We start from the raw sequence: 13,206 nt of genomic DNA on the forward strand, positions 1-13,206 counted from the left end.
ACTGGGCATAGAAAGTAAAGGGCAATGTGAACATTGCCCTTTTTGTTTTTGAAATGAAAAGTCTTTCCTGAAATATACGATTTGCTTGCTCATTATATAAAAGAGGTGGAAAGAGCATGATAATCCCAAACAAATTGAGACAAATCAGCGCTATTTTGATCAGCCCTAGTAGAGTGTAATTCTCTTCCCTTAGGTATATTTGTGATGCAGCAATTCAATTTTTTAAACCTTAACGTCATGTATAAAGTATCCCTGCTCTTTATAGGCATCGTAGCATTGATCCTTAATGCCAATGGTCAAAATTCATCAACCCAATCTTTTCAGGCAACCCATCGGTATCTTAAAATTCCAATTAAAAATGGTGCTCCCAAACGTCATGTGGAGGTATGGCTGGGAAATGATAAAGTAAGGTGGTTTGATGCCGAACTAGCTGATAGTACCTATGATTGGATAGCCTATCTTGATATAGGGAAGTGGAAGGGACAGCATCTTAAGGTGGTGTCAAATACATCAGACAAAGAAATTCCTTTGTTTAATCCTATTGCACAGAGTGATACCGATGATAACGATAAGGTCTATGCTGAAGATCGGAGGGGACAATTTCATTTTTCGGCCAAGAGAGGTTGGTTGAACGATCCGAATGGTCTGGTCTTTTTTAATGGACAATATCACCTGTTTTTTCAACATAATCCCTATGGAACCAATTGGGGCAATATGCATTGGGGGCATGCCGTGTCCTCCGATCTGTTACATTGGAAGGAATTGGGAGAGGCTTTATATCCAGACGAATCTGGCGTCATGTTTAGCGGTGGAGCTGTAGTGGATAGTAACAATACCGCTGGTTTTGGAAAAAATGGTGTAACAAGCCCTATGATCCTGTTTTATACGGCTGCGGAGAAATCATGGGGACAGGGATTGGCATACAGCTTGGATGGTCAGAAATTTGAGAAAATGCCAAACCATATTTTGGATAAAATAACAGCAGGAAACCGAGATCCGAAGGTAATTTGGTATGGCCCCTCAAAGCAATGGGTACTTGTACTTTATGTTGAAGAGGACCAGGAACAACACACGATGCAGATTTTTACCTCAAAGGATTTGAAAATGTGGACATTTGCGAGCAAAATAAAAGGCGGGCGGGGTAATGACCGTTATTTATTTGAGTGTCCCGAATTCTTTGAATTAGCGGTAGACGGTAACCCGAACAATAAAAAATGGGTTTTGACGGGGGCTAATAGCCAATATGCGATCGGAGAGTTTGATGGAAAATCTTTTCATCCTGAGATCGAGCGCCTGTTTAGTCAATATGGTCGTGATTATTATGCCGCGCAAACTTTTAGCAATGAACCGAAGAAGCGACGTATTGAAATCGGCTGGTGGCGCACACATACAAATCAAGGGAACTTCGCTTTTAATCAATCCATGAGTATTCCAATGGAACTCAAATTGAAAAGTACGGAAAAGGGTATTCGCCTTTTTCGGGAGCCGGTGACAGAATTGCAAAAATTAAGAAAAGAAAAACTCAGCATCAGCCGAAAGAAAATTAGTTCGAACGATTCAAGTTTGTTTCAGCAGTTCAACGCTGAAATTGCTGAATTGGATTTGGTCATCGATCCACAACAAGCCAAAAATATTCAGATCAATGTGAGGGGCTTGGCAATTAATTATAACGTTTCGACCGAAGAGCTCCTTGTTGATAATGTAAGGGCCCAGGTACCGCTGCGAAATAAAAAACTCGCATTGAAGTTGCTTGTCGATCGGACAGGACTCGAGCTTTTCGCACAAAATGGCGAAGTTTATATGCCTATAAATTATAATTTTGATCGGAATAATTTAACTTATCAGCTGGTAGCTTTTAATGGTGAAGCCGTATTGGAATCTGCTGACCTCTATACCCTTGACGGTATATGGATTAAATAACACTTTTATGATATAGCAATAATGGAGAGACTGTTTTTGTCAATTCGGTAGGATGATAAAAATAGTGCTGGAAGACTATATTTTTTTGTTCATTTATAAAAAAAAGGTTTTCAAACGGGGAGAATGAAAACCTTAAATAACCAATTATAAACCTAAATTATGATGATACAAAGATAAGTGTATTTCCTACACTATGCAAATTTATTTTAAAAAATAATTTAATCTTCTTTAAACAAGCTATTGGAAGTACCTATTTTTATAGGAGTAAACTGTATTTTTTAACGAAAACGGACTGTTCGCTGTATTCTTTTTGCACGCTTTGGCTTCGTGGACTTTAAAAAGCATCAGTTGTAGACAATTAGCTATTTTAGAAACATGGAAAATTTAGAAGTATGGATGCGTGGACCTATTGAAGGGGTTCCTGCTCTTCTCCAACCTGTTGCTCATGCACTCTTGCAGGTTGATGAGGATATTTTAAAGTATACTAAGCAGCTGTCCTCAGCGCATCTCTGGACAAAACCGGGGGGCAGTGCCAGTATAGGTTTTCACCTGAAACATATTCGTGGGGTGATCGATCGCATGTTTACTTATGCCGAAAATAAGCCCTTGTCGGATGAGCAATTTGACGACCTCTATAAGGAAGGTATAGAAAATAGCGATGTGAGCGTAACAGCGCTTGTAGAAAACTTACACCGACAGATTCAGCAATCCGTGCAAAAACTAGCGTTAATTGATCCGGAAACCTTGACGGAAGTGCGTTTTTTGGGTAGAAAACGGATCCCTACGACCTTGATTGGTTTGTTGTTCCACGCTGCTGAGCATGCACAGCGCCATGTTGGCCAATTACTGGTAACGGCACGATGTATCAATTAAAAACAAACTATATTTTTGTCCGCTAGACGTTATGATTTTTGAACTTGTTGTAACTTTTCTCCCCATTTCCCAAGTTCTTGAATAATTGGTTTGAGTTCATAACCCAGCGCAGTCAGCTCATAGAGTACACGTGCCGGTACCTCTGCATATACAGTACGTTTTATAATGTTATCCTCTTCCAGCTTTCGCAATTGTAGGGTGAGCATACGTTCAGTGATACCAGGTAAACATTTTTTGATTTCAGAATAACGTAGTGCGCCATTGATGAGATAACAACAAATGGCTAGCGCCCATTGACCGCCAATCACATTAGCGGCAAAGACTTCGGGGCAATTACGCTCAAGTTGCTTTTTATTTGAAAAGTTAGTGGAACTCGTCTTGATTTTAGTCATACGCACATTTTTTATAGTACCTAACATTGGGTTACGGATAGGGCAAAATAAGAATTATGTCGCTACTTTTAAATCACAGTCATGTCGTTTATTAAAATTGCCGCAATGAATTGGCTAGACCTGGTGACTTGTGCATAGATACATAAATAAAAATATGAAAACATTAATAGTCGTTATTCACCCTAATTTTGCCACCTCCCTCGTGAATAAAAGTTGGGTTGAGGCATTGGAAAACCAATCCGATCGTTATGATATCCATCAGTTGCACCAAGTCTATGCGGATGGTAAAATTGATGTCGTGGCTGAACAGCAGATGATGGAGAAATATGATAAAATTGTATTTCAATTCCCCTTTTATTGGTTTAACTGTCCGCCTTTTTTTAAGCAGTGGTTGGATGAGGTGCTTACCTACGGGTGGGCTTACGGTAAAAAAAGTGGGTATAAACTGGAAGGAAAGAAAATCGCATTAGCGATTTCGGCTGGGATTGACGAGCAGGAGTATGGGGTTACGGGTAAGTATAAATATAGCATAGAGCAATTAACAAGTCCTTTTGAAATTACTTTTGACTATGTTAAAGCGAATTATCAAAAGCCTTTCGTCTTTTACGGAATAGAAAAAGAGTCATCCAAAGAATGGATAGCGCAAAGTGTTTCGCGGTATCTCAGTTTTTTGGAGCAGTTTTAGTCCATAAATATGAAGGCAAAATTATCGTTATTGGCGAATCCTTCAAAAAGATGTTTACCTAGAAAGCATCCTGAAAAGGATGCTTTCTTTTTTTGTTCTAGCGTGTTGTATAACCACCATTGGCAAATATTGTCTGCCCCGTTATCCACCAGCCATCGGTGACCAAAAACTCCACCAAGGGGGCAATGTCTTTTATGTCTGTTAGTCCGCCCAATGCTGATGCAGATTTGTGGTAGGCAACAGCATCCTCGCTCTCCTGCCCGTAGAAAAAAGGCGTATCCATTGGCCCCGGGGCCACAGCTGTAACCGAGATTCCTCGTTCACCAAATTCTTTTGATGCAGCTCTGGTAAAATGTTCAACTGGAGCCTTCAGTCCTTCATAAGTAGAGTATAATCCTGTATAGGCTGCCAATAATGAGGTTACAATAGTACAGATTTTGCCATTTGCATTCAGTTTTTTACCCGCTTCCCGAATAAAAAAATAGGCAACTTTTGAATTGATATCGCTCATGCTGTCATATTCTTCGACTGTGGTATCCACAATTGGCTTTTTCAAGACTTTACCAACGGTATTTATTGCAATATCTACACCACCAAACTGCTCAATAGCAACATCAAAAAGTTTCGTGATATGTTCAATTTTGGTCAGGTCAGCTTGGACTAATATTGCTTCTGCACCTGCGGATTTTACCGCTTCCAGTGTTTGGTCAGCGTCTGCTTTGGTGTTCTCACTGTTGTAATGGATTACCAGTTTTGCCCCTTTAGCTGCAAAATCCCGACTTAATAATCCACCAAGATTTTTTGCACCTCCAGCAATGAGGACAACTTTTCCTTTTACATCATTTCTTGCCATAATAATTTAAATTTTGATTATAGCAAATTTCACAAATGTTAAGGGCTCCGTTATGGTGAACTTTTCGCTTTTTGCAATTGACGAAATTGTGAAGGGGACATGCCCTCATATTTTTTGAAAAATTTGGTGAAGTTGGAAGGGTCATAGGTCAGCCTTTGTGCGATCTCCGATATGGTTAACTCGTTATTAGCGAGTAGGCTCTTGGTGCAGGTCAATATTTTTTGTACATAAAAATGACAAGGGTGATTCCCTGACGTTTCCTGTATTATCTTGATGAGATGCTTTTGTGAGATACAAAGTATGTTTGCGATGTCCTGAAGCTCCAGCATTTCTATACTGACTCCGCTGATCAATTCCGCCAGATGACGATCCAGTAACTCAAAATATTTTATCGTAATTTCTTCACGTCTTTTCTTATTGGGAGGCAATACTGTATTCATCTTAATCTTTTTCGAGTTGTTAGGTTAAATATAACCAATTTGGACTATACGAAATAGTTTATCCAAAATAGATTCGTGTTGATTGGATGTATGTCTAAAAATTAGCTTAGAGGATTTATGGAGAAGGGGGCTGTGGATTACCGGACGATTAAATTGTAAATTCGTATACTTGTAGAATTCCGGGAGGAATTCGCAATTTTTATAATCCCGCATAAAAATAAACAGCGTATAATATGCAGATACTTTTAGTAGAGGACGATCGCCGGATTAGCAGCTTTGTGGTGAAAGGTCTGGAAGAAATGGGGCATCAGGTCATTTTAGTTGAATCTGCGGAATCTGCACGTGAATGGATCAATGCAGATTCTTTGGATATTATTGTACTTGATATCATGTTGCCCGGAATTGATGGTATCCAGTTTACGAAGATGGTCAGGTATCGAAAAAATCATATTCCGATATTGATTTTGAGTGCTTTAGGGGAGATTGAAGATAAGGTCGAGGCCTTGGAAAGTGGTGCCGATGACTATCTCGTCAAGCCGTTTTCCTTTAAGGAATTGGTGAGTCGTATCAAAGCCCTGGTACGCCGGGACAATTATAAAAACGTGCCAAAGGACAGTAGCGTAGAAATTCGTGATTTAAAAGTGGATCTTGAACGTTATGAAGTTCATAAGAATGGTAAAAATGTCGATCTCTCTCCCAAAGAATTTAAACTATTTAAGTATCTGATCGAAAATCGAAATAAGACGCTTTCACGGACTGCAATCTTGCAGGCCGTTTGGGGAATCGATTTTGATAACAGCACCAATGTCGTCGATGTGTACGTTTCTTATCTAAGAGGCAAGGTTGATGAAGGGAGCGATACTTCCATTATCAAAACGGTGAAAGGAGTCGGTTATATGCTTACAACGGACTGACAATGAATTTAAAAATTCGGCTTACACTCTTTTCTACGCTGGTATTCACCATTATTTTTGGGCTTGCAACGCTAGTCATCTACTGGATATTTTATAATTCCTCGGAACGACATCTGATCAGTTCCCTCGAAAAAAATGCGAAAATAGCTGGTATATATTACCTCGAGGCAGATGAGCAGAGCCCACTAAAGCATTTGGAATCTAAAAATCAATATGAAAGCCTGGTTAAACGTGCCATGGTAGCAGTTTATAACGCCGAAGGAAAAGTAAGTTATGGCGGTATGCGTTTTGATAGTCAAATTAATAAGGATTTGCTGAGCCAGCTGAAATCAGACAAAACGATTTATTTTAAAACAGAAGATAGCTTTTATTTTGGTTTGTATTATCCAGACAATCAGGGCGATTTTTTTGTGTTTGTCAAAGAGTCGAGCGCAGATTTTGATCATCAGTTGAATCGTTTGCTCATTACGCTTGTCTTTGTTTTTCTCGTTGCATTGATCAGTATTGCCTTGTTGTCGGTTTGGCTGAGTAAATATGCTTATCTCCCCATTCGTAAAGTGATCCAAGAAATTCAGCATAAGGATTTAAGCACGATTCAGGAGCCCCTGACGACTATAAAAACGAAGGACGAACTACAAGATCTTATTGAAAGTTATAATGCGCTCCTACGTCGGATCAGCGAAAATATGATTATTAGAAAGAACTTTGTCAGCTATGTTTCACACGAGTTTCGAACACCTTTGGCGGGAATCCTGGGCTCAATGGAGGTCTTCGGTACAAAGGTCAGAAGTGAAGAAGAATATCATGAATTGGCCGAAACCATTACTGAGCATGTGAATTTTCTGAATCAGCTTATTGGTAATTTTCTATTGCTGACCGAAGATCAGGCCCTGAAACGTTCACTGGAAACCTTTCGCATAGACGAGATCGTATGGGATCTTGTACCTAAGTTTTCGAGATCATTTGCCGTGCCCTTGAAAGTCGATATACAGGTCGATGAACCGCGATACTTTAATTTTCGGGGCAATAAGATGCTCGTCAGTCTCTCTATTTCCAATTTAATCGAAAATGCACTTAAATATGCAAATGGGCAGGAAGTTCTTGTCCGAATGACAGGTGTAAATGGCAGGCTGTCTTTGCAAATCATAGACCATGGTATTGGTATCCCACAAGCCGAACTGGAGTCTGTGAAACAGACTTTTTATCGAGGATCAAATGTTGGTAAAGTTAAGGGCAGCGGCATAGGTCTCTCTTTTGCGCAGATTGTATTTAAGGATCAAGGGGTAGACTTTGATATTCGTTCAAATGATCTAGGTACAACGGTATCCCTATTATTCCCCCAGTTCTAATCATTTTCTAATCCCTTCTAATCAAACTTTAATTTAACCTAAAGTTGCCTGTAATTCCTGTCATTTAGTTTTGTGGAAATTCAAAATTAAGTGAGAAAATTACGTATTACATTATTTTTACTTCTTGGCCTGAATAGCAAGCTATTTTCGCAGGAGGCGGTTGAAAACCGTTTGCGAAAGGCGGAGATCGAGCAGGTATTCCTTGCCCATAACCTGACCTTAATGGCGCAGCGTTTTCATATGCAACAAGCCGAAGCTGCCGTGCTTCAGGCAAAGTTGTGGCCCAATCCAACGATTTCCATCTCCGAAGTCAATCTTTGGAAAAACCCTTCCAGCGAATCCTTTCCGGCACTGATCGGAAATTACGGTAAGTACCAGCAGGTGGCGATCGAACTGGAACAGACCATCGAAATGGCTGGCAAACGAAAAAAGAGAGTGCGATTGCAGCTTCTCGAAAAAGAAAATGCCCGGCTTCAATTTGAGGAATTGCTGCGGAACCTAAAATATGATCTCCGGAGCCAATGTCTCGAATTACAGATCCTGCAGGAAAAGGAGAAGTTATACAATAGTCAGGTGGATATCTTTCAGACGTTGGCAAAATCATACCAAAATCAGTGGAAAGAAGGCAATGTAAGTGAGATGGACTACCTCAGGATTCAAAGCGAGTCTATCGCATTTGGTAACAAACTGAATGAAATCCAACAGGAAAAAATTACAAAAATGAATGAGGTTGCGCGCTATCTCGGAGACAAAGGGACCGCACTCACTATATCAGATACGATCGGCATTCCGCATTTTCTCCAGGGAAAAAAACAAGAATGGAAAATGATGGCGCTCGACAATCGCAGCGACTATAAGATCATCCATAACGAATTGAAGAAAAGTGATGCTCAGCTGAAAATAGAAAAGGCCGAACGTATACCAGATTTGCAGGTCTCCATGAATTACGACCGTGGTGGAAATATCATGCGCGATTTTATAGGGCTGGGGGTTGCTATGGATCTTCCTCTATTTAACCGGAACCAGGGGAATATCAAAATCGCTAAGCTGGAACTTGAGAAAAATAAAGTGGAAATCGAGCAATTTCGTATCGACATCGAACGGGAGATCGACTTCCTTTCGGAGCGGCTTAGCAACCTTGAAACGAGTTTGAAGACAACGGATATCGGCTTTGATGGTAAATTGGACGTAGCGCTAGAACGCTATGTGCGCAATTTCCAACAACGGAGACTGACCATCGTTGAATTTATAGATTTTATCAATAATTATATGGAAAACAAAGAATCAATATTGGAACGCAGGGCGAAATATCTTCAGTATAAGGAGGAACTGATGTACTTGATCGGAAAGGATATTTTCTCATGAAAAGTAATTTTTTAACGCCATTGACACTGCTGTCTATTTGTTTAGTGTGGAGCTGTCAGCCGGCGAAAAATGAAGAGCAGCCTATTCCAGCTGCTAAAGGCTTTTGTCTTAGCGCCGACTTTAAAAACCAAATTAAAATTGATTCGATACAGAAGCGAACAGTATTTGAACAGATCGCTTTAAATGGGGTCATTCAATACGATCAGGATGAACTTGCAGCGCTAAAGAGCCCTATACCTGGTATCGTGCAGTCTGTTTCGGTCAAGATGGGCGATTATGTAGAAAAAGGACAGATTCTGGTATCGCTTAAAGGTACCTCGGTCAACGATTTAGGAAAGGAACTGCGGGAACTTGAAAATAGCAAGCGGTTGACGGAGAGTAAATTGCTTAACCTGCGTAGCCTGCTGAAAGATGGTATGGCTTCCCAGCGGGAGCTGGAAGAGATGGAAAGTGAATTGAAAGCCGTGCAGATTGGAATCCGCCATGTGAAAGCGAACATGAGTTTGCTGAATGGCTCCTCGGAAAATGGTGTGTTTTACATCCGTGCGCCCAAAGCTGGCTATATCGTAGATAAAAAGGTGAGTCCTGGTATGACTGTTGGCGATGACGCCGATTTGCTGTCGGTCAGTAAGCTGAATGAGGTATGGGTTTCGGTCAATATCTATGCAAATAATTTACCTTTTGTCAAAAACGGGGCTCCTGTCAAGATCACTACACTGGCTTATAAAGGTGAAACTTTTGACGGTTATATTGATCAGGTCGCCAACTTCTTTGATCCGGAAGAACGTGTGGTCAAAGCGCGCGTGAAGTTGTTGAATAAAGACCTGAGATTGAAGCCAGGCATGAGCGTGGATGTGCTGGTCGAAAAGGCCGTTTCGGGACAGGAAGAGCGTATGCTGGCAATTCCGAAAGATGCCATTATCCTCCATAACAATCAGAATTTCGTTGTACGCTATAAAAATGACTGTGACTTGTCGGTTAAAGCTGTTGATATTGTCGCTGAGAATGAAACATACGCTTTTGTCAAATCTGGTGTAGTCGAGGGAGATCAGGTGCTGACGGAGAATGAGCTGATCGTATTTGATGAACTGATAAATAGATAGGATGAAGAAAGTTGTACAAAATATTGTTTCATTCTCATTGAAACATTCCTTGGTCGTCCTGTTTTTTACGCTGGCATTATTGTTCGGCGGGATATATGCCTACCTCCATACACCGATTGAGGCTTTCCCCGATGTGACCAACACACGGGTCAGGATTATCACGCAGTGGCCGGGGCGCAGTGCTGAAGAAATAGAAAAGTTCGTTACATTGCCTGTTACCAAAGAAATGAATACCATTCCAAAGAAAACGGATGTTCGTTCCATCTCCTTGTTTGGGTTATCCGTTGTAACGATTCAATTTGAGGATGGGGTAGCGGATTTTTACGCCCAACAGTATGCGGGTAATAAGATGCGTTCCATTGAGTTACCGGAAGGTGCTGAGAGTTCAATCGAACCACCATCTGGTGCTACCGGAGAAATTTTTCGCTATGTGGTGAAAAGTAATCTTCCGATCAAGGAAGTCTCCGCCATCCAGGATTGGGTGATTGAACGGGAGCTTGTCGGTGTGCCCGGCGTGGCGGATGTCGTCAGCTTTGGGGGGGAGGAAAAGATCTATGAAATAAAGATCAATCCAACAGAGTTGGCCAATTATAACCTGTCGCCACTGGATGTTTATGAAGCCGTATCACGTTCGAATATCAATGTCGGTGGCGATGTGATCCAAAAAGGAAATCAGGCTTATGTTGTACGTGGGGTAGGCCTATTGGATAAGATTGACGATATCGGTAATATTTTGATCAAGGTGGTCGGCAATACACCGATTTTAGTCAAGCATGTTGCAGAAATAGAATTAGGCGCAAAACCGCGACTCGGACAGGTGGGACTCAACCAGGAAGATGATCTTGTCCAGGGAATCGTCATTATGCTCAGGGGAGAAAATCCATCTGCAGTTGTGACAAAGTTAAAAGAAAAAATAGTGGAGCTGAATCAACGTATTTTACCTGCAAATGTCAAGATTGAACCCGTTATTGATCGCACAAAACTGGTGAATAATACCGTGCATACGGTTTCCAAAAACCTGATAGAAGGGGTTCTTCTGGTTTCGATTATTGTCTTTATCTTTTTAAACAACTGGAAGACAACCTTTATCGTTGCATCGGTGATCCCATTGGCCTTCCTATTTGCGATTATTTGTTTGAAAATACAGGGGCTCCCTGCAAATTTGATTTCCATGGGGGCATTGGACTTTGGATTGTTGCTCGAAGGAACGCTGGTTATCGTGGAGACTGTTTTTGTCTCTTTGGAAAAAGAGGCTCATCGGCTCGGGACGGAACGCTTTAATAAAATCTCCAAACTAGGGATCATTAAGAAAAGTGCCGGCTCTGTAGCAGGCTATATCTTTTTTGCCCTATTGATCTTAATTGTCGCATTGACGCCGATTTTCTCTTTTCAAAAGGTGGAAGGAAAGATGTTCTCACCATTGGCCTTTACGCTCGGTTATGCCTTGTTGGGTTCCTTGATCCTGAGTTTGACCTATGTGCCCGCGATGTGTAAATACTTATTGAAAAAGAATATCAAAGAAGATGAGAATAAGATCACCAAGGTCAGCCGCAATGCCATTTTTAAAGGTTTTAGGAAAGCTTTCGACCATCCAAAATGGACATTGTCGATTTTTATTGCTGCTTTGCTCGTCTGTATTTTTCGGTTTAGCCATTATGGTTCAGAGTTTCTTCCGAAACTGAATGAAGGTGCAATTTATGTCCGCGCAACCTTACCCAATAGTGTCAACCTAGAAGAATCTGTGAAGCTGACCAAAACCATGAAAGCAAAATTGCTGAAGCAGTTTGACGAGATTGATTTTATCATGACGCAAACAGGCCGCCCCAATGATGGTACAGATCCAACCGGTTTTTTCAATATTGAATTCAATATTGAATTGAAACCCGAAGGCGAGTGGAAAAGAAAACTGTCAAAAGAGAAATTGATCGGCCAGATGCGGGATAGTCTACAGACTTTTCCGGGAATAAATTTTGGTTTTAGCCAGCCGATCCAGGATAATGTAGAGGAGTATGTAGCCGGAGTAAAAAGTCCGCTGGTAATAAAAATTTTTGGTGAGAATTTACAAGATTTAGAAAATAAAGCCAATAAGTTTGCCGAATCACTTAAAAAGGTGAACGGTATTACGGACATCAATGTTTTCAAAAATATCGGTTTGCCTGAACTAAGGATTCAGCTGCATGATTCAAAAATGGCCAAATATGGTGTTTCGACCAAGGATGTGCAATCTGTGATCGAAATGACTATTGGCGGGCAATCTGTGACACATTTCTATGAAAATGAGCGCATCTTTGATGTACGTCTCCGCTTCCAAAAATCGTATCGTGACAATCCTGAGAAGATCGGAAATATCATCATTCCCACGATGAATGATCAAAAAGTACCACTACGGGAGATCGCAACAATAGATTATCATACCGGTCCGGCATTTATTTACAGAGAGGGCAATTCCCGTTATATCGGTGTTGGCTTCAACATTGAAGGGCGGGATTTGGGAAGTACAATTGCCGATGCAAAAAAACAGATAGAAAAAGATATTAAACTGCCCAAATCTTATAAGGTCGTGTGGGCCGGAGAATTCGAAAGTAAAGAACGGGCTACAAAACAGCTGATGAATGTTGTGCCAATTTCTCTTATTTTGATTTTACTCTTGTTGTATGCCAATTTTGGCAACGTCAAAGATACGTTGATTTCTTCGCTGACACTGGCATTTGCATTTATAGGCGGTTTTGTATCGCTGTGGGTTACTGGGACGACATTTGGAATTTCGGCAGGTATCGGATTTATTATTCTCTTTGGTGTAGCCACGATTGACGGCATTGTTTTAATAGGGATAATGAAAGAAAATCTGTTGAATAAAATGAGCTTGAAACCCGCTATTTATGAAGCTGTAAAAAGCCGGATCAGACCCATCCTAATGATTGCGTTAATGGGGGCAATGGGGTTATTGCCGGCCGCACTTTCAAACGGAATGGGATCTGAAATCCAAAAACCCTTGGCTATTATGATTGTCGGCGGATTGATTATTTGTATGATTCTATCGTTTTCCGTACTGCCAATTGTTTTTTACTTCTCTTATAAAAAGGAGAACCGCGATTAGTTACCCATTTTTAATTATTATATACGATACAAAGGTTGCCTGTCAGACAGTGCAGCCTTTGTTATTTCTAATCTGCAGCTATACATTCCATAATAGCTGTCAAAATTTTACGCCGATAAACATGTATATATATCTTTTACATGCTATTTTTTGTAAATCTTGTTATAAATGTTGAACTTACATTTAAGTTACTGAAGTCAAATTTCAACTTTAAA

General features: G+C 40.6%; 11 protein-coding genes. 8 read left to right on the forward strand and 3 right to left on the reverse strand.

What is annotated here, in order from left to right; translation table 11 throughout:
• Nucleotides 1-237: 237 nt before the first annotated feature.
• Together BV902_RS10300 and BV902_RS10305 are read left to right on the forward strand one after the other, a co-directional pair.
• Nucleotides 238-1,920, forward strand: a complete 1,683-nt coding sequence (locus BV902_RS10300) for a glycoside hydrolase family 32 protein (protein ID WP_172840663.1) — start codon at nt 238-240, stop codon at nt 1,918-1,920.
• Nucleotides 1,921-2,295: 375 nt separating this feature from the next.
• Complete coding sequence (locus BV902_RS10305; RefSeq protein WP_075991847.1) at nt 2,296-2,793, forward strand: DinB family protein; 498 nt, start codon at nt 2,296-2,298, stop codon at nt 2,791-2,793.
• A gap of 29 nt (nt 2,794-2,822) precedes the next feature.
• Here BV902_RS10305 and BV902_RS10310 read toward each other — a convergent pair whose 3' ends face one another.
• Nucleotides 2,823-3,185, reverse strand: a complete 363-nt coding sequence (locus BV902_RS10310) for a winged helix-turn-helix transcriptional regulator (RefSeq protein WP_075994710.1) — start codon at nt 3,183-3,185, stop codon at nt 2,823-2,825.
• Between the two features lie 154 nt (nt 3,186-3,339).
• Between BV902_RS10310 and BV902_RS10315 the strand changes: the two genes are divergently transcribed.
• Nucleotides 3,340-3,870, forward strand: coding sequence for an NAD(P)H-dependent oxidoreductase (locus BV902_RS10315; RefSeq protein WP_075991848.1), 531 nt, complete (start codon nt 3,340-3,342; stop codon nt 3,868-3,870).
• Nucleotides 3,871-3,967: 97 nt separating this feature from the next.
• Here BV902_RS10315 and BV902_RS10320 read toward each other — a convergent pair whose 3' ends face one another.
• The gene (locus BV902_RS10320; RefSeq protein ID WP_075991849.1) at nt 3,968-4,723 is read right to left on the reverse strand and encodes an SDR family oxidoreductase; all 756 of its coding nucleotides are present in this window, start codon (nt 4,721-4,723) and stop codon (nt 3,968-3,970) included.
• Between the two features lie 50 nt (nt 4,724-4,773).
• Nucleotides 4,774-5,163: a helix-turn-helix domain-containing protein gene (locus BV902_RS10325; protein WP_075991850.1), complete on the reverse strand. Its 390-nt coding sequence runs from the start codon at nt 5,161-5,163 to the stop codon at nt 4,774-4,776.
• A gap of 233 nt (nt 5,164-5,396) precedes the next feature.
• On the opposite strand from BV902_RS10325, the gene BV902_RS10330 reads away from it, so the two are divergent.
• From BV902_RS10330 to BV902_RS10350, 5 genes are all read left to right on the forward strand, one after another.
• Nucleotides 5,397-6,077 (forward strand): response regulator transcription factor, encoded by a 681-nt coding sequence (locus BV902_RS10330; protein WP_075991851.1) that lies wholly within the window; start codon nt 5,397-5,399, stop codon nt 6,075-6,077.
• A 2-nt stretch (nt 6,078-6,079) separates the two neighbouring features.
• Nucleotides 6,080-7,426 carry a sensor histidine kinase gene (locus BV902_RS10335; protein WP_075991852.1) on the forward strand — a complete coding sequence of 449 codons (1,347 nt, stop codon included), beginning with the start codon at nt 6,080-6,082 and terminating at the stop codon, nt 7,424-7,426.
• A gap of 90 nt (nt 7,427-7,516) precedes the next feature.
• On the forward strand, nt 7,517-8,791 hold the full coding sequence (locus tag BV902_RS10340; RefSeq protein ID WP_083663555.1) for a TolC family protein: 1,275 nt from the start codon (nt 7,517-7,519) through the stop codon (nt 8,789-8,791).
• Nucleotides 8,788-9,894 (forward strand): efflux RND transporter periplasmic adaptor subunit, encoded by a 1,107-nt coding sequence (locus BV902_RS10345; protein ID WP_075991853.1) that lies wholly within the window; start codon nt 8,788-8,790, stop codon nt 9,892-9,894. Before BV902_RS10340 ends, BV902_RS10345 begins: the two co-directional genes overlap by 4 nt.
• 1 nt (nt 9,895) lies before the next feature.
• Nucleotides 9,896-12,991, forward strand: a complete 3,096-nt coding sequence (locus tag BV902_RS10350; RefSeq protein ID WP_075991854.1) for an efflux RND transporter permease subunit — start codon at nt 9,896-9,898, stop codon at nt 12,989-12,991.
• Nucleotides 12,992-13,206: the final 215 nt, after the last annotated feature.

Source organism: Sphingobacterium sp. B29, from assembly GCF_001952815.1.
GTDB lineage: Bacteria > Bacteroidota > Bacteroidia > Sphingobacteriales > Sphingobacteriaceae > Sphingobacterium > Sphingobacterium siyangense.